Raw genomic sequence first — 15,840 nt, 5'->3', positions numbered from 1 at the left:
TTTATGCAAAGATATTTAGACGGTACAAATGATATCGCATTTAAAAAATTATTTAGCGATAAAGTAAAATTAATAAATTTATTGAACTCTCTTCTTAGATTATCGAAAGGGGATAGAATCATAGATTTAAGCTATATAACTACTGAACAGTTGCCTTTATTTCTTGAAGGGCGAAGAAGTTTGTTCGATCTAAAAGTTAAAGATGAAACCGGTAGATGGTATATAATCGAGATGCAGCGTAAAATGGAGAAAGATTATCTTAATAGAACGCAGCTTTACGGTTGTTATACCTACGTTAGTCAAATTAAGAAGGGTATGAAACATAAGGATTTATTGCCGGTAGTAATAATTTCTATCATAAGAGCAAAAGCTTTGCCTGATGAATTACCGTATATTAGCTATCATCATATAAAAGAAAGCAATATCCATAAACAATATTTGTTTTCATTAACTTATGTATTTATTGAACTAGGGAAGTTTAAAAAAAATGATCTTAAAGATGATACCGATGAATGGTTGTATTTATTAAAATATGCTTCGCAAGAACAAGAACCGCCAAAAGAGATTAAAAATGAAATTGTGTTATCGGCATATGCAAGTTTAGAGCAATATAAATGGACAGAACAGGAGCATGATGATTATTTTAGAGCTGAAATGGCTATACAACAAGAAATAGACAAGTTTGAAGAAAAGTTTAATGCCGGGATGGAGAAGGGTATAGAGAAAGAGAAAATTGAAACTGCCAAAGAAATGTTAATAGAGAACGGACCTATAGAGCAAATAGCACGATATACTAAGCTTACAATAGAAGAAATAAAAAAGCTAAAAGCAGAAAAATATAAAGTATAGATATTTAAATGAAAACCACCTTACCCGAACGTTCTCTTAAAATTAGAGCAAGGCTTAATTTTATAGTGCAACAGATTTTAGATATTGCACAGGAAAAATCTCTATGATTATCTTGTACGGCTCTTTTGCTAGAGGTGATTGGGTACGTGATCTAACCTCACGGCTATCATAGCGATACTGATATTTTGATAATTCTGAAAAAAGGTAAATATAAAGGATACACTGCTTTAAGATTAAAAGATAATATATATATAATATAAGATTAGAAAAAACAGGAATAATAAACCCTAAGCAAATTATTCCGTATGATTCAAGAATATCGATAATTCTAGAGTCAATAGAGGAAATAAATAGGCAGTTAGAAAAGGACGTTATTTTTATACCGATATAAAAAAAGAAGGTATTCTTTTATATGATAGCAGTGAATTTATACTTAGCGAGGCTAAAGATTTACCTTGGAGCGAGATGAAAGACATCGCTAAAGATTATTATGAATATTGGTTTGGTAGAGGTAAAGGTTTTTTAAAAGGGGCAACTACTTATTTAAACGATTTGGAGTATGCTTGCTTTATCAGCCTTTGCCCTTCTCATCAAGCTACAGAAAGTCTTTACAGTACTATTTTTTATTAGTTTTCTCAAACTACAAACCTAAATTACATAATGTACAAGAACTAGGTAGCATGGCAGGAAATTATGATAATGAATTATGGAGTGTATTTCTTCAATTAACCGAAGAACAAAAAAAGTGTTTTGAGCTTCTTGAAAAAGCTTATGTTGATGCAAGATATGATAAAAACTATAAAATTACTAAAGAATAGCTGCTTTGTCTTATTGAAAGAAGAGAAAAATTAAAAGAAATCACCGAAAGAATCTGCACAGCAAGAATTAATCAGTAAGGATTGAGTGTCATTCCTAACTCAGCATTGCCTGCGTGGATACCGGAGTCGTCATTGCGAGCGGGCATTGTTACGTGGACACCTAATCGTCATTGCGAGCGACTGCAAGGAGCGTGGCAATCTAGCAAAAATAATAAAAATCTAAATATTAGCATTTTTAACTGGATTGCTTCGTCAATACTTCGTATTTCCTCGCAATGATGGGGGCTTTTAAAGATATCTCTAGTTATTGAGCAATGCCCATCAAGGTTTTAGTTTAAAGATTGATAAAGTTAATTAAATATAGTATATTCGATGAACTGCAAAAGTTGGCTGAGTCGTTCTACAAGAGCTTCGGTTCTCACGTATTACGTTATACGCAGCTCATCTTGCCTTGTGAACTCCTCGTTCTTTTTGAATTTGATCTTCGTATACTAGGCTTTTAGTTTAAAGATATATATAAAAAATTATGAGTAAGAAGCTTTATATTAAGACCTACGGATGTCAGATGAATGTTTATGACTCCGTTAAGATGCAGGATTTGCTTTATCCCTTTGGCTATGAACCTACTGAAAATATTGAAGAAGCAGCTGTTATTATTCTAAATACTTGTCATATCAGAGAGAAAGCAGCCGAGAAAACTTATTCTGAACTTGGTCGTATTAAGAAACTACAAGATACCAGAACAAAACAAGGTTTAAGTTCTGCAATAATAGTTGTAGCCGGTTGTGTTGCACAGGCGGAAGGGGAGGAGATTTTTACAAGAACTCCTTATGTTGATATTGTTGTCGGTCCGCAATCTTATTATAACCTACCGGAATTAATCTCAAAAGTCGTTAGACACGAAAAGCACTTAATCGATCTTGATTTTGTTGAAGAAGCAAAATTTGATCAGCTACCTGAGCAATTATATCCGCAAGGAACAAGTGCCTTTATATCGGTACAGGAAGGGTGCGATAAATTTTGTACTTTCTGCGTAGTACCTTATACTAGAGGTGCTGAATTTTCAAGAAATGTAGAGCAGGTTTACAGAGAAGCACTAAAAGTAGTTAGTAGCGGTGCTAAAGAAATTATGTTACTTGGACAAAATGTCAATGCATATCACGGTAAAGGTCCTGCAGATAAAATATTTAGTCTAGCCGATTTACTCAAACATCTAGCACAAATTCCCAATTTAGAGAGATTACGTTATATCACCTCACACCCGATAGATATGAATGATGATCTAATAAAACTGCACGGCACCGAACCTAAATTAATGCCGTTTCTACATCTACCGGTGCAGTCAGGTTCAAATAAAATATTAAAAGCCATGAACCGCAAACATGATCGGGAATATTATTTTGATATAATTAATCGCTTAAGAGAAGCAAGGCCCGCTATAGTTTTATCCTCTGATTTTATTGTCGGGTTTCCCGGTGAAACAGATGAAGATTTTGAGGATACGTTAGATTTGGTCCGCAGAGTAAAATATGGTCAGTGCTATTCGTTTAAATATAGCCCACGTCCCGGCACACCTGGTGCAACTAAAACCGACCAAATACCTGAACATATAAAATCAGAGAGATTAACTATATTACAACAAGAACTCATGGCTCAGCAACTAGCTTTTAATGAAAGTTGTGTTGGTAGTACTATGAAAGTTCTATTTGATCGCAATGGTAAATGCGATGATCAGATAATAGGTAAAACTCCATACATGCAGTCCGTATATATCCAAAACCCTAATAAATCTTTACTTGGTAAAATCGTTGATATAAAAATTACTAAGGCTTCACTTAATAGTTTAACCGGCGAAATATTAGTAAGTCATGTATAAATCTCTTCTTTTTTGTTTAAAAATTTTTGCCTTCCTTATTTTAGTAGGTTGCGGGATTACTGCTTATATAATATACCACTATTCACGTGATTTGCCTGATTACTCACAGCTTGCACGTTATTATCCACCGTCGGTAACGCGTATTTATTCCCGTGACGGCAAATTAATGGAGGAGTACGCTTTTGAACGTCGTGTATTTGTACCGATTAATAGCGTACCGAGTTCGCTAATAGAAAGTTTTATTGCAGCTGAGGATAAGAATTTCTATAACCATCCAGGCGTTGATTTGCTTGGAATAGTTAGAGCGGCATTTTTAAACATATCTAATTATTTACATCATAGGCGTATGGAAGGAGCGTCTACCATTACTCAGCAAGTGGTTAAAAATTTTCTGCTAACTAACGAAGTTTCTCTTGAACGTAAGATTAAAGAAGCGATTCTTTCTTATATGATTTCAAGAGTATTTACTAAGGATCAAATTTTAGAATTATATCTTAATCAAACATTTTTTGGTCGTGGTGCATACGGTGTTGCGGCAGCTGCACAAAATTATTTTAATAAATCCGTAGAGGAACTTACTATTGCAGAATCAGCTTTTATTGCGGCACTGCCTAAAGCTCCTTCCGAACTTAATCCTGAGAGAAACTATGCTAGAGTAAAAGCTCGTCGTGATTACGTAATAGCACGTATGTTTGAAGATGGTTATATAACAAGAGACGCTGCGAAAGAAGCTATGAATAGCCCGATAGTTTTACGTAAACGAGCTAAAGAAGAAACTGTTACGGCAGATTATTATGCTGCACAGGTCAGAGAAGAAGTAATTAGGATGTTAAATAGTAAGGAAGAATTTTATACCGGAGGTCTTACTATCATTACTTCTTTAGATGCAAAGATGCAGCAATTAGCTGAAAACTCTCTAAGAAAAGGTCTAAGGGAGTTTGATAGAAAGCGTGGTTTTAGAAAACCTATAGCTAATATTTCTCTTGATAATTGGCAAGGAGAGCTAAAAAAACTACCGACTCCTCCATCGCTTTTAGAGTATAAATTGGCTGTAGTTCTAGATGTAGCCGATAATCATGTAGAGATTGGACTTATAGACGGCAGCAAATCTAAGATGCCTATTGCTGAAATGAAATGGGCAAGAAGTAATCTTAAATCAGTTAAGACCTTGCTTAAAAAAGGTGATGTGATAGTGGTTGAGGGTATCAAAGAGGGGTATGCTCTTCGTCAGATTCCTGAAGTAAACGGTGCTATTATGGTTATGAACCCAAATACCGGACAGGTACTTGCAAGCGTCGGCGGTTATGATTTTTCCACAAGTAAATTTGATAGAGTAACTCAAGCACTTCGTCAACCCGGTTCTTTGAGTAAAACCTTTGTTTATTTAGCAGCTCTTGAAAATGGTGTTAAGCCGAATCAGATTTTTAACGATGGACCTATTGAGATTTCGCAAGGTCCAGGGATGCCTAGTTGGCGTCCTAAAAATTATGAGGGTAAGTTTTTAGGTGAAATCACTATGCGTACTGGTCTTGAAAAATCTCGTAATCTTATAACCGTAAGAGTTGCAACTGCCGTAGGACTTACAAAAATCGTTGATATAATTAAGCGTTTCGGTATTAATAATGAACCAAAAAAAGTTTACTCTATGGTACTTGGTTCAATTGAAACCACACTTAGCAGAATGACTAATGCTTATGCAATTATTGCTAACGGTGGTAAAAAAGTTGAGCCTCATTTTGTAGAATTAATTAAAGATCGTAACGGTAAAATTATTTATAGGCGCGATGATAGAGAATGTCTTGCTTGTAATGTTTCGGATAGTAATTTAGATACCGCAATATTAGAAATACCGAAAGAATATATCTATAGAGTTACAGATGAAGCTAGTGATTATCAAATTACTTCGTTTTTAACCGGAGCAATAGATAGAGGTACCGGTTATGCTGCGAAGAAGTTAGGAAAAATTATCGGCGGAAAAACCGGTACTAGTAACGATAGTAAAGATACATGGTTTGTAGGTTTTACACCCAAAATAGTAGTCGGCAGTTATGTGGGCTATGATATACCGAAAGAGCTTGGAAAAAGAGCAACAGGTTCAAACGTAGTATTACCGATTTTTATTGATTTTATGAGTAATGCTTATAAGGATGAGCCATCGCTGCCTTTCAAAGTTCCAGATTCAATTAAGCTAATCGCCGTAGATAGAGCAACTGGTAAAATTACACCAAGCGGTACTGTTATAGAAGCATTTAAAGCAAATAATGTTCAGATGCTTGAGAATGAAGATATGATTGATAATCAAGATAATAATGATATTTTTGATTATGTACCGAGTAAGGAAGATCAATCGCAGGAAATTTACTAAACTGTATAATTAGTTTAAGCCGATGTCATTCCCTGTTCTCGATGTCATGCCCGTGGAAGCGGGAATCCAGGGTAAAGCGAGATAAATCGAACTTTTAATTTTTAAAATTTGCTGTATTTCTGCTTTTTTCCTGGATTCCCGCTTCCATGGGCATAACATCGGTATCATGCAACAAAACCACCTATTTTTATTTTAACCTATGAAAAAAATTATTTTATATCTCACTGCCCTAATATCACTTACTATACCTTTTATAACTCAAGCGGATTGTTTTTTAGTTAAATGAAAATGATAAAATTATAAAACAAGAAGGTAATTGCAAGTCTCGTTATGCTCCATGCTCAACATTTAAAATTGCTATAAGTTTAATGGGTTATGATGATGGGTTTTAATTGATGAAACTCATCCAAAATTACCTTTTAAAGAATGATATGCTGACTATCTTGAAGTTTGGAAACAATCCCAAACACCTGAAAGATTGGATGAAGAATAGCTGTGTTTGGTATTCTCAGATTATTACTAATAAAGAATTAGGTCTTGAAAAATTTCGTGATTATGTAACAAAATTTGATTATGGTAATCGTGATATTTCAGGAGATAAAGGAAAGAATAACGGTTACTAATGCATGGTTTTCTAGTTCTTTAGAAATTGCACCGTAAGAACAATTAGCTTTTCTTCAGAAACTAGCAGAGAATAAATTGCCTGTAAGTGTTAAAGCCCAAGAAATAAAAATATTTTGTTTATTGAAGATTTTGTAGATTGTTGGAAGCGTTACGGTAAAACAGGCAGCGGTAATAAACTTAGCCAAGATAGAACTGTAAAGTTAAAGGATCGTAAAATCGGATGGTTTATAGGTTGGCTACAAAAAAATGACAGAACAGTTTTCTTTGTACATTTCATTGAAGATAATAAAAATTATGATTCTTATGCAGGGCGACGTTCTAAAGAAGCAGCGAAAGAAAAGCTAAAAGAATTGAAATAAATCTCAATTTTTATTTTCGAGGCCACAACCAACAGTGAATTTGCTATTGGTTGTTGATTAAAAAGCAATACTCTAGGTTCTCTATACTAAAGTACCTTCTTCTTCACTCCGGTCATATCTACCATAGCATGATCATTATCAAGTAGAGTGTTATTTTCAGTAGTAACATCTTCCTTAATTTCAGCAGCAAGTTTTTCAGCTTCAATTTCATCAATATATTGTTTTAATTTAGCTTTTTTTTGCGTTTTTATTTCTAACATACCAAGTTACCCCTACACCTATTATAACAGCTATGGAGGCGCAACTACAGCTGTGCCAATATGCTTATATATTGAGCAACCACCAAGGAATTATCGTTATCACTCTCATCAAACATATTTTCTTGAGAGTTGTAAGTTGTATTGAAAGCAGTATTAGTAAGGTTTGCTACGGTGTTATTAATCGGATTAGCTGCTATTTCAGATAAGTCTTGTGTTATGAGTTCTAATAAGTTTTCTATTGTGCTAGTACCTTGAGTAGTGCTAGATATCGGGTTAGATATTAAATTCTTTATTTCTGAAGAAGTTCCATTCAAATTATTTCCTTTAAGTACCTCAAATATTTCGTATCCTTTACTATAACCTATAGTAATAGGGTTATTAGTTGCTGCAGTATTAAGTATATACTCAATAGTAGGGTTTTAAATTTTAGTATAATTTTGTGGATCAGAATAATAACGAAAATTTTCTTGACATATTTTCATCAATGCTTCCTCATACATAAAAGTATTATCACCTTGTTTTTTAAATATATAATCTCGTATATCGTCTCCATTATCATTAACTGCAGTAATAATAGCCTCGTCTCTAGTTAACGCTTTTTTTATTTTGAAAACCCTTTAAATATTAGGTTCATGATATCGCTATTTAATAATTCAATTCCTTTGCTACACTCCATCGCTGCCATATTGTTTTTAGGACAATGCGATACAATTAAATTTTTTGTAGTAGGATCTATATAATAATTTTCTCCGTTATATCCTATTTGAAGCATATTATATTCTTGATCTCCAATATTGTTGCTCTTGCTGTAGTAATTCTTGCCACAGTGGTTAAAAATGAAGTTAATTGATGTATCATTTTGCTATTCCTTTGGATTTTTAAAATTGAAGGGCATAATCAGCAGTATTTATTTGATAGTCAAGAAATTATTAACAAAAATTAATAATTAATATATAATCATTTATAATCATTGCAATTAGGTGCAATTATATAAATTTCAATATCGCTTGCAGTATCTAAAGAAATGTTATAAACTCAAAAAGTTCATAGAAATTTAAGGGGAAAAGCTTTAGAACAAATTTTAGCAAGATAGCTATGCTTTATATTTTAAAACACAAAATTATCATTGGAATGTAGAAGGAGCAGAGTGTAGAAGTTTACATTTATTATTTGAGGGGCAGTATGAAGATTTAGCTGAAAGAATAAGAAGTTTAAATGCTAAAGTTCCCGCATTATCAGATTTAATAAAACTTGCATCTATAGATGAGGCAAATCCAAACGCAACAGCAAATGAAATGCTTAAAAGTTTAACAAAAGATCAAGATATTATTAGAGATACATTATATAAGGGACTCAAAGTAGCACAAGCAGAGGGCGATGAGGGTACACAGCCGATATGATTGATTATTGGACGAATTAAGGTGCATGAAAAGAATAGATGGATGTTAAAGAGTAGTATACTCTAGTGTCATTTCCATTTTCGTCATTGCAAGCGACTGAAAGGAGCGTGTGGCAATCTCATGAGATAGTGTATGATTCCTGAGATTGCTGCGTCGATGCTGTGCATCGCCTCGCAATGACGTTAATGCTCATAACAAACAAACTAACAAAATAAAAATAAAATGGAACAATATGATGTAGCTGTTATAGGCGGTGGTCCAGGTGGATATGTTGCAGCAATTAGAGCAGCACAATTAAAGAAAAAAGTTGTATTAATAGAAAAAGAGCATTTGGGTGGGGTATGTCTTAATTGGGGGTGTATACCGACTAAATCCCTGCTTAAATCTGCTGAGGTTTTTGAATATATAAAACATGCTAAAGATTATGGAATTGATGTTAAAGGTGCTGAAATCAACATTAAGAAAATAGTCGAACGCTCAAGAGAGATTTCAAATAAGCTTGCAGGCGGTGTTAAGTTACTACTGAAAAAAAATAAAGTTACCGTGATAGACGGAGTAGCAAGTCTTGCAGGAAATAAGGTAATAAATATAAATGATAAACCTACAGTAAAAGCAGGAAATATTATTATAGCTACCGGAGCAAGATCTAGGGTTTTAAAAGGCTTTAAGCCTGACGGTAAACAAATTTGGACTTCTAAAGAAGCTATGATACCGCAGCATGTGCCGAAATCTATGATTATTGTCGGCTCAGGTGCAATCGGTATAGAATTCGCTTCGTTTTATAATAGTATTGGTGTGGATGTTACCGTAATTGAGGCACATAATAGAATATTGCCTGCTGAAGATACGGAAATTACCGGAATCGCTCATAAGAACTTTGAGAAGAAAGGTATAAAAATTATTACAAATGCTAAGTTAATTAAGCAAACAAAATCAAAAGATAAGATAGAAGTTGAGTTAGAGTTAGCAGATAAAACACAAAAATTACAAGCTGAAATTTTACTTATGGCAGTAGGTATTACAGCTAATACGGAAAATTTAGGTCTTGAGAAAACAAAAATTAAAGTAGAAAACGGCTATATAACTACTGACGGGTTAATGCAAACTGCGGCATCAGGAATTTATGCTATAGGCGATGTAGCAGGAGTGCCTTGTTTAGCTCATAAAGCAAGCCATGAAGGTATTATTGCAGCGGAAAGCATAGCAGGCTTAAAACCGCATGCTATTAATAAACATAATATTCCTAGTTGCACTTATTCTTCGCCGCAAATAGCAAGCGTCGGTTTGACTGAAGAAGTAGCAAAAACCTTAGGTTATGAGCTTAAAATAGGCAGATTTCCTTTTATAGCTAACGGTAAGGCTTTAGTAAGCGGTGATAGCGATGGCTTAATTAAAACTATATTTGATGCTAAGACGGGTGAGTTGCTTGGAGCTCATATGATAGGCTCGGAAGTTACAGAATTAATACAAGGATATGTGGTTTCAAAAAATTTAGAAGGAACGGAGTTGGATTTAATTAACACTATCTTCCCGCATCCGACTTTATCGGAAATGATGCATGAATCAGTATTCTCTGCTTATGATAGGGCAATACATATATAATATTCGATCAACTTCAAAAATTGGCTACGTCGTCTTATAAGAGCTGTGGTGCTCACATATTAAGTATACGCTCCGCTCCTCGTCTTATAGACTCCTTGCTCTTGTTGAAGTTGATCTCCGTATATACGTTTCATTTTACTTCGGAGATATAAATTAAGAAAATGAACAAAGGTAATTTAATTGAGAATTATGCAGTAGCGTTATTTAATAACGCTATGGTTGATAATATACAAGATAAGATCTTTGAAGAAATTACTTCTATAAACCGTATAATTACCGATAATTTTGATATTAGAGAGTTCCTATTTTCTCCTATAGTAAATAAGAACGACAAAATTAACGCAGTCAATTTGTTAGCAAAAAATATCAAAATTAGCACAATAGTACAAAATTTTTTATTGTTATTGGTAAAAAATTCTCGTACTGCTAGTTTATCTAATATAGTAGATGCTTATAATACTTTACTATATGAAAGTAAAAATATAAAGATAGTTCAGGTTATTTCTGCAAATAAGTTACAACCTAAAGAGCAGGAGTGGATTAAATCTCTTATAGAAAAAGAATTAAATCAAAAAACAGAAATATTATTTGATATAGATAGTACTATTATTGGCGGTATTGTAATTAAATATGATAGTATGTTGCAAGATTACTCAATAAAAGGTAGTTTAGAGAAAATAACGAAAGCTTTAAAGACAGTTAATGTTGCTGCATAGAGATTTATATAGTCATTGTGAGGAAATTACGAAGTAATTGACGAAGCAATCTCAGGATATTTTATGAGATTGCCACGTCGCTTCGCTCCTCGCAATGACGACTCGGTATCCACACGGGCAATGCTCGTTCGCAATGACAAGAAAATTAGGAGACATAAACCACATGAAACTAAAGCCTATTGAAGTAGCTGAAATATTACAAAAGGAAATAGCTAATATTAATTGCTTAAGTGAGCTTGAGGAAGTAGGGCAGGTAATAACCGTCGGTGACGGTATAGCCCAAATTTACGGTCTTGCTAATGTAAAATCTGGTGAAGTAGTAGAATTTAAATCCGGTGTTAAGGGCCTTGTTTTAAACTTGGAAAACGATAGTGTTGGTGCTGTAATTATGGGGGATGATAACCAAGTACAGCAAGGTGATAATGTCAAAAGAACTAAAGAAGTTTTGGAAGTACCGGTAGGAAAAGCTTTGCTTGGTCGTGTTGTTGATGCTCTAGGTAATCCTATTGACGGCAAAGGCGATATTGCAAGTAAAGAGTACAGACATATCGAGATGAAGGCTCCGGGGATAATAGAAAGAACGAGTGTGAGCGAACCCGTACAAACCGGAATAAAGGCTATAGATTCGTTAATCCCAATAGGTAGAGGACAAAGAGAGTTAATAATCGGTGACAGGCAAACCGGAAAAACGGCTATAGCCGTTGATACTATTATTAATCAAAAACAAGCTCATTCACTTACTAATGAAAGTGATAAAATTTATTGTATTTATGTAGCTATTGGGCAGAAAAGATCAAGTGTTGCACAAATAGTAAAAAAACTAGAAGATGCCGGAGCCATGGACTATACACTCATTGTTTCGGCTACTGCTTCGGAAGCTGCAGCTCTTCAATTCATTGCTCCTTATTCTGCTTGTAGTATGGGCGAATATTTTCGTGATAACGGTATGCACGCACTTATTATTTATGATGATTTAAGTAAGCATGCCGTTGCATATAGACAAATCTCATTATTACTTAGAAGACCTCCCGGGCGAGAAGCCTATCCCGGCGACGTGTTCTACCTGCATTCAAGGTTGCTTGAGCGTGCTGCTAAAATGTCAGAGGCAAAAGGCAGCGGTTCACTTACTGCTCTTCCTATAATCGAAACGCAGGCAGGTGACGTATCCGCATATATCCCAACAAATGTTATTTCGATTACCGACGGTCAAATTTTCTTAGAAAGTGAGCTATTTTATAAAGGCGTAAGACCTGCCGTTAATGTCGGTATTTCGGTAAGCCGTGTTGGTTCTGCAGCACAAATAAAGGCTATGAAGCAGGTAGCAGGTTCGGTAAAGCTAGAACTTGCTCAATTTAGAGAGCTTGAGTCTTTCTCGCAATTTGGATCAGATTTAGACCCTGCCACTAAAGCACAAATCGATCACGGTAAAAGATTAGTTGAGATATTAAAACAAGCTCAATATCATCCTTTTCCGGTAGAAGAACAAATAGTAAGTATTTATGTCGGAACTAAGAAATATTTAAATGATGTCCCGATTCAGAAAGTAAAAGAATTTGAAGATAAAATGCTTACGGAGATAAGGTTAAATAAAAAAGATATTTTGGAATCAATAAAAAACGAGCAACGTATAACCGAAGAAACCGAGCAGAAACTGAAAGCATTTTTAGAAAACTTCGTTAAGAAATTTGTTAAATAAGATGATGTTGTTTTTGTGTGGATACTAAATCGTCATTGCGCGCGACTGAAAGGAGCGTGGCAATCTCAGGATATTTGACGAGATTGCAACAAAGCTTCGTTCCTCGCAATGACATAAAAATACTAAATAAATATGTCAAATTTAAAGCAGTTAAGCACTAGAATTAAAAGCGTTAAATCTACACAAAAGATTACTAAAGCAATGCAACTAGTATCAGCTTCTAAAATGGCAAAAATAAAGAGTCAAATAGCCAATTCAAATTTTTATATTGAGGCTATTAGTAAAATGATGTCTGCTATATTATCAATTGATATGTATGAGTTATCTATAGAAGAGCAGAGATTTTTTAATACCGTGCCGAATAAAGCAAATTTATTGATAGTTATGACATCACAGCGTGGTTTATGCGGAACGTTTAATTACAATATAATTAAGCAAGTTAAGAATGATATTAAAGAGTTAGAAAATAAAGGCGAACAAATAAAACTTATCATTATTGGAAAAAAAGGTTACGAAGCACTAAAAAGGCAATATGTAAGTTATATTGATAGTTATTTTGAGTTACCCAAAATTCATGATGAAAATCTGGTGCTACAAGTAAAACAAAAAATTATGTCGGCAGTAGAAAATCTAGAAGTTAGTAATTGTGTTATATATTTTAATAAATTTAAGAACGCAATGACTCAAATTATGACTAGACAACAGATTTTACCGGTAGCAAAATCTCAGGATGATTCTATGATAGATAATCCTATAGTTAATTTAGTCGGATTCGGATACAAGGAACGAGGAGCGAAGCCTATAAATAATAGGAGAGCGACGAGTGACATAGTAGGCGAGTCCAAATCAATTGACTATAATTATGAATATGAGGGAGAGAATCTCATTTCTAATCTAATTAATTTATATGTGAATTCCCAAATAAATTATGCTTTACTACAAAGTAGAGCAAGTGAGGAGGGAGCTAGAATGACCGCTATGGAAAATGCAACGAATAATGCTAATGATTTAATAAGCAAGTTAGTTTTAAAGCTAAATAGATCAAGACAGGCTATTATTACTACGGAATTAATAGAGATTATAGCCGGTTCGGAAGCGGTTTAGATATACTCGTTTAATTTGCAAAATTGGCGTCGTTGTTTCATATTTTTTGACCGCAGCGTACATACTAGTACGTGAGGATCAAAAAATATGAAACGCCTTGCTCTTTTCCACATTAAACTGTGTCTATCTGCTCTTCATTTTATTTGTAGTATATTTTTTAACAAAAGAAAAAATCATGGCAAAAAATATTGGAAAAATTACTCAGATTATTTCAGCGGTGGTGGATGTAAAATTTACGAATAACGGTGAGTTACCGGAAATTTTAAATGCTCTAGAGTGCTATAATGATAAACAAAGGATAGTACTGGAAGTAGCACAACATATAGGTGATGATACGGTGCGTTGTATTGCTATGGATTCTACGGAAGGGTTAGTGCGGGGCGTAGAAGTAATAGATACAGGCAGTCCTATTCGTATTCCTGTAGGTACTGAGACGCTTGGGCGTATTATGAATGTTGTAGGTGAGCCGATTGACGGTAAAGGAGACATTAAAAGCTCAAATATTTCTTCTATATATAAGCCTGCTCCTGATTTTACCAATCAGTCAACCGAGCGTAATATATTAGTAACCGGTATTAAAGTTATTGATTTACTTGCTCCTTATACTAAAGGCGGTAAAATAGGACTATTCGGTGGTGCAGGAGTCGGTAAAACCGTGCTTATAATGGAGCTTATTAATAACGTAGCTAAAGCACACGGCGGTTATACGGTATTTGCAGGAGTCGGTGAGAGAACTAGAGAAGGTAATGATCTTTACCATGAAATGATTGACTCGGGTGTTATTAACCTTGCAGAGCCTGAAAAGTCAAAAGTAGCGTTAGTTTATGGACAAATGAACGAGCCGCCGGGAGCAAGGGCAAGAGTTGCGTTAAGCGGTCTGACCATTGCGGAGAGTTTTAGAGATATGAATGAAGGGCAAGATGTTTTGTTTTTTGTAGATAATATTTTCCGGTTTACTCAAGCAGGTTCTGAAGTATCGGCGTTACTCGGTAGGATTCCGTCAGCGGTAGGGTATCAGCCTACTCTTGCAACCGATATGGGCGAACTACAAGAGCGTATCACCTCTACTAAGTACGGCTCAATAACTTCCGTGCAGGCTATATATGTACCGGCGGATGATTTAACTGATCCTGCTCCTGCTACTTCTTTTGCACATTTAGATGCTACAACGGTACTTAGCCGTCAGATAGCCGAGCTTGGGATTTACCCGGCAGTTGACCCGTTAGATAGTAACTCGCAGGTACTTGATCCGATGATTGTCGGTGAAGAACATTATAGTGTAGCAAGACAAGTGCAGCAGGTTTTACAAACTTATAAATCGTTGCAGGATATTATCGCTATTTTAGGTATGGATGAGCTATCCGAAGAAGATAAACTAACCGTGGTACGTGCTAGAAAAATACAGCGTTTCTTATCGCAGCCTTTCCATGTCGCTGAAGTATTTACCGGAGCTGAAGGCAAATTTGTTAATCTAGCCGATACTATCGCAGGCTTTAAAGGACTTGTAGAGGGTAAATACGATGATTTACCGGAAGCTGCTTTTTATATGGTCGGAACTATAGACGAGGCTATAGAGAAGGCGCAGACGTTGAAGTGACGTTGATGTCATTCCCGCCTACGCGGGAATGACGTAGTAATTTTACTATATTATTCTATGAACGCAACAATTCTAGTCAAAATAATTACTCCTTTAAGTATTGCATTTGAAAAGCAAGCTAAAATGGTAACAATGCCGGGTGAGGAGGGTATGTTTGGAGTGCTGCCGAGTCACGTTCTGATGATTGTTAGTTTAAAAGCCGGTTTAGTGCAGGTTTATATAGATGATATGCATGAATCCGAAAACACTTATCTTATTTCCGGTGGTGTAACCAAAGTAACGGCAAATTATATTAATATAGCTACGGAAACGGCTATTAACGTTACGAATTTAAGTGAAGCGGAAATAGCAACTAAGCTTCTCGATCTTTAAAAACGTTTATCAGATCAACATTAATTTGTTTGAAAAATCTACGTTTTGGGATAAGGTTATTTTAATGTCATTGCAAGGCTTTTTTCCGTCATTGCGAAGAGCGAAGCGACGCAGCAATCTTGTCAATCTTCCTGAGATTGCCACGCAGTCTACGGCTGCTCGCAATGACGATGTTCATTCCACATAATCAAGTGAGAAACAA

At 34.9% G+C, this 15,840-nt stretch carries 14 protein-coding genes and 3 pseudogenes; 14 read left to right on the top strand and 3 right to left on the bottom strand.

Annotated features, from left to right (window positions below; all coding sequences use genetic code 11):
* Window positions 1–3: 3 nt before the first annotated feature.
* The 6 genes and pseudogenes from RMA_RS08930 (at window position 4) to RMA_RS06700 (ending at window position 6,891) form a co-directional block, all read left to right on the top strand.
* Window positions 4–849: an Rpn family recombination-promoting nuclease/putative transposase gene (locus RMA_RS08930; protein WP_012153195.1), complete on the top strand. Its 846-nt coding sequence runs from the start codon at window positions 4–6 to the stop codon at window positions 847–849.
* 8 nt (window positions 850–857) lie between these two features.
* Window positions 858–1,745 (top strand): annotated as a pseudogene (locus RMA_RS12330) (HEPN domain-containing protein).
* A gap of 448 nt (window positions 1,746–2,193) precedes the next feature.
* Window positions 2,194–3,543 carry a tRNA (N6-isopentenyl adenosine(37)-C2)-methylthiotransferase MiaB gene (gene miaB / locus RMA_RS06715; protein ID WP_041404886.1) on the top strand — a complete coding sequence of 450 codons (1,350 nt, stop codon included), beginning with the start codon at window positions 2,194–2,196 and terminating at the stop codon, window positions 3,541–3,543.
* Window positions 3,536–5,908: a penicillin-binding protein 1A gene (locus tag RMA_RS06710; RefSeq protein WP_012153193.1), complete on the top strand. Its 2,373-nt coding sequence runs from the start codon at window positions 3,536–3,538 to the stop codon at window positions 5,906–5,908. The genes miaB and RMA_RS06710 overlap by 8 nt, the downstream gene beginning before the upstream one ends.
* Before the next feature lie 368 nt (window positions 5,909–6,276).
* Window positions 6,277–6,531: pseudogene (locus RMA_RS08920) on the top strand (penicillin-binding transpeptidase domain-containing protein).
* A 114-nt stretch (window positions 6,532–6,645) separates the two neighbouring features.
* Complete coding sequence (locus tag RMA_RS06700; RefSeq protein ID WP_238375457.1) at window positions 6,646–6,891, top strand: penicillin-binding transpeptidase domain-containing protein; 246 nt, start codon at window positions 6,646–6,648, stop codon at window positions 6,889–6,891.
* An 86-nt stretch (window positions 6,892–6,977) separates the two neighbouring features.
* Here RMA_RS06700 and RMA_RS10090 read toward each other — a convergent pair whose 3' ends face one another.
* From RMA_RS10090 to RMA_RS09595, 3 genes are all read right to left on the bottom strand, one after another.
* Window positions 6,978–7,151, bottom strand: coding sequence for a hypothetical protein (locus RMA_RS10090; RefSeq protein ID WP_187145888.1), 174 nt, complete (start codon window positions 7,149–7,151; stop codon window positions 6,978–6,980).
* A gap of 44 nt (window positions 7,152–7,195) precedes the next feature.
* Window positions 7,196–7,465: a hypothetical protein gene (locus RMA_RS07670; protein WP_049749377.1), complete on the bottom strand. Its 270-nt coding sequence runs from the start codon at window positions 7,463–7,465 to the stop codon at window positions 7,196–7,198.
* Window positions 7,466–7,752: 287 nt separating this feature from the next.
* Window positions 7,753–7,923 carry a hypothetical protein gene (locus RMA_RS09595; protein ID WP_238375456.1) on the bottom strand — a complete coding sequence of 57 codons (171 nt, stop codon included), beginning with the start codon at window positions 7,921–7,923 and terminating at the stop codon, window positions 7,753–7,755.
* Window positions 7,924–8,229: 306 nt separating this feature from the next.
* Between RMA_RS09595 and RMA_RS06685 the strand changes: the two are divergent.
* The 8 genes and pseudogenes from RMA_RS06685 (at window position 8,230) to RMA_RS10085 (ending at window position 15,825) form a co-directional block, all read left to right on the top strand.
* Window positions 8,230–8,617 (top strand): annotated as a pseudogene (locus tag RMA_RS06685) (Dps family protein).
* A 156-nt stretch (window positions 8,618–8,773) separates the two neighbouring features.
* Window positions 8,774–10,153, top strand: a complete 1,380-nt coding sequence (lpdA, locus tag RMA_RS06680) for a dihydrolipoyl dehydrogenase (protein WP_012153192.1) — start codon at window positions 8,774–8,776, stop codon at window positions 10,151–10,153.
* Window positions 10,154–10,314: 161 nt separating this feature from the next.
* Window positions 10,315–10,869, top strand: coding sequence for an ATP synthase F1 subunit delta (gene atpH, locus RMA_RS06675; RefSeq protein ID WP_041404884.1), 555 nt, complete (start codon window positions 10,315–10,317; stop codon window positions 10,867–10,869).
* 163 nt (window positions 10,870–11,032) lie between these two features.
* A complete protein-coding gene (gene atpA / locus RMA_RS06670; RefSeq protein ID WP_041404883.1) occupies window positions 11,033–12,565 on the top strand; it encodes a F0F1 ATP synthase subunit alpha in 1,533 nt (510 codons plus the stop codon).
* A gap of 132 nt (window positions 12,566–12,697) precedes the next feature.
* Window positions 12,698–13,669, top strand: a complete 972-nt coding sequence (gene atpG, locus RMA_RS06665; protein WP_041404882.1) for an ATP synthase F1 subunit gamma — start codon at window positions 12,698–12,700, stop codon at window positions 13,667–13,669.
* Between the two features lie 175 nt (window positions 13,670–13,844).
* On the top strand, window positions 13,845–15,266 hold the full coding sequence (gene atpD, locus RMA_RS06660) for a F0F1 ATP synthase subunit beta (protein WP_014365373.1): 1,422 nt from the start codon (window positions 13,845–13,847) through the stop codon (window positions 15,264–15,266).
* 57 nt (window positions 15,267–15,323) lie between these two features.
* A complete protein-coding gene (locus tag RMA_RS06655; RefSeq protein WP_014365374.1) occupies window positions 15,324–15,638 on the top strand; it encodes a F0F1 ATP synthase subunit epsilon in 315 nt (104 codons plus the stop codon).
* A 25-nt stretch (window positions 15,639–15,663) separates the two neighbouring features.
* Window positions 15,664–15,825 (top strand): hypothetical protein, encoded by a 162-nt coding sequence (locus tag RMA_RS10085; protein ID WP_187145887.1) that lies wholly within the window; start codon window positions 15,664–15,666, stop codon window positions 15,823–15,825.
* Window positions 15,826–15,840 lie beyond the last annotated feature (15 nt).

Source organism: Rickettsia massiliae MTU5 (assembly GCF_000016625.1).
Classification (GTDB): domain Bacteria; phylum Pseudomonadota; class Alphaproteobacteria; order Rickettsiales; family Rickettsiaceae; genus Rickettsia; species Rickettsia rickettsii.
The sequence above is the reverse complement of the archived record's forward strand: the minus strand, read 5'-3'. Positions and strand labels throughout refer to the sequence as shown.

What these genes read in the sequence shown, in the direction of transcription:
- RMA_RS06710 (WP_012153193.1), top strand. Translation starts at nt 3,536, where the DNA reads ATGTATAAATCTCTTCTTTTTTGTTTAAAAATTTTTGCCTTCCTTATT.
- RMA_RS06655 (WP_014365374.1), top strand. Translation starts at nt 15,324, where the DNA reads ATGAACGCAACAATTCTAGTCAAAATAATTACTCCTTTAAGTATTGCA.
- atpG (WP_041404882.1), top strand. Translation starts at nt 12,698, where the DNA reads ATGTCAAATTTAAAGCAGTTAAGCACTAGAATTAAAAGCGTTAAATCT.
- miaB (WP_041404886.1), top strand. Translation starts at nt 2,194, where the DNA reads ATGAGTAAGAAGCTTTATATTAAGACCTACGGATGTCAGATGAATGTT.
- atpH (WP_041404884.1), top strand. Translation starts at nt 10,315, where the DNA reads ATGAACAAAGGTAATTTAATTGAGAATTATGCAGTAGCGTTATTTAAT.
- RMA_RS09595 (WP_238375456.1), bottom strand. Translation starts at nt 7,923, where the DNA reads ATGCTTCAAATAGGATATAACGGAGAAAATTATTATATAGATCCTACT.
- RMA_RS08930 (WP_012153195.1), top strand. Translation starts at nt 4, where the DNA reads ATGCAAAGATATTTAGACGGTACAAATGATATCGCATTTAAAAAATTA.
- RMA_RS10090 (WP_187145888.1), bottom strand. Translation starts at nt 7,151, where the DNA reads ATGTTAGAAATAAAAACGCAAAAAAAAGCTAAATTAAAACAATATATT.
- lpdA (WP_012153192.1), top strand. Translation starts at nt 8,774, where the DNA reads ATGGAACAATATGATGTAGCTGTTATAGGCGGTGGTCCAGGTGGATAT.
- atpD (WP_014365373.1), top strand. Translation starts at nt 13,845, where the DNA reads ATGGCAAAAAATATTGGAAAAATTACTCAGATTATTTCAGCGGTGGTG.
- atpA (WP_041404883.1), top strand. Translation starts at nt 11,033, where the DNA reads ATGAAACTAAAGCCTATTGAAGTAGCTGAAATATTACAAAAGGAAATA.